At 71.1% G+C, this 1,231-nt stretch carries 1 protein-coding gene and 1 pseudogene; both read right to left on the bottom strand.

Annotated elements, in window-relative coordinates; translation table 11 throughout:
• Positions 1–316, bottom strand: a pseudogene (locus RTM68_RS18865) (hypothetical protein); the annotation flags it as partial.
• The coding region (locus tag RTM68_RS18860) for a Gfo/Idh/MocA family oxidoreductase (RefSeq protein WP_312173864.1) at positions 313–1,231 on the bottom strand (919 nt) is incomplete at its 5' end. The pseudogene RTM68_RS18865 and the gene RTM68_RS18860, both read right to left, overlap by 4 nt.

Here is a 1,231-nt window from a genome sequence, read left to right as displayed (position 1 = left end):
GGAAGATCGGGTCGTCGGCGAGCCCGTCACAGGTGAGGTAGCCGTAGTCGACGAGGCGTTGCACCGGCGAGCCCGCCAGGGCGGCGACGGCGTCGCGCAGCCCGCCCACGGCCTCGCCGGAGCACTGCGACATCGTGACCGACTGCACCACGAGGTCGACCTCGGCCATACGGGCCGCGTCGGCGTAGACCTCGGGGTCGTCTTCCACCGTGACGTCGAAGCCGTTTTCGCGGAGGAAGGGCAGGAACAGTTCGGTCGCCTCCACCGGATGGTGGCCTTCCCAGCCGCCACGGACGACGAGAGCGGTGCGTGTCATCGGAGATCTCCTTCGATCGGATCTTGTTCCACAGCGGTGCGGATGCTGTCGCGCTCGGCGCTGCTCTCCACGGCGGCGAGCACGCGCTGCACCTGAGCGGCCTCGGCGAAGCTCGGCGACACGGGATGCTCACCGGCCACCGCCCGCACGACGTCGACGGCCTGGTGCGTGAAGAGGTGCTCGTAGCCGAGCCCGTGCCCCGCGGGCCACCACGCTCCGGCGTACGGATGCTGCGCCTCGGTCACCTGCACGCGGCGGAACCCCTGCGCGGGGTCCTGGGCCGCGTGGTACACCTCGAGCTCGTTCATGCGCTCGAAGTCGAACGCGATCGACCCCCGGTCGCCGTTGATCTCGATGCGGTTGGCGTTGCGGCGTCCGGTGGCCATGCGCGTGGCCTCGAAGACCCCGAGCGCTCCCCCGTCGAACTGCGCGGTGAACGCGACGGCATCGTCGACGGTCACCGGCAGTCGGTCGGCGGTGTCCGACGCCCTGCCACCGAGGCCCTCGACGCTCGATCGACGAGGGCGGGATTCGACGAAGGTGCGCAGCGCGGCCGAGACCGCCGTGATCCGCTGGCCCGCGAGCCACTGCGCCGTGTCGATGCTGTGCGCACCGATGTCGCCGAGAGCCCCTGTTCCTGCCCGATCGCGGTCGAGGCGCCAGGTGTGCGGAGAGTCAGGATCACTCAGCCAGTCCTGCAGGTACTGCGCGCGCACGTGACGGATCTCACCGATCCGGCCCTCCTCGATCAGCTGCCGGGCGAGGGCGAGCGCGGGCGTGCGCCGATAGCTGAAGCCGCACATCGCGACGGCGCCGGTCCGCTCGAATGCCGTGCGGGCGGCCGCCGTCATCGACGCAGCCTCCGCGACGGTGTTGGCGAGCGGCTTCTCGCACAGCACGTGCTTTCCCGCGGCG

The sequence above is a fragment of the Microbacterium sp. genome, from assembly GCF_031988965.1.
Classification (GTDB): domain Bacteria; phylum Actinomycetota; class Actinomycetes; order Actinomycetales; family Microbacteriaceae; genus Microbacterium.
This window is presented reverse-complemented; position numbering and strand designations above follow the sequence as displayed.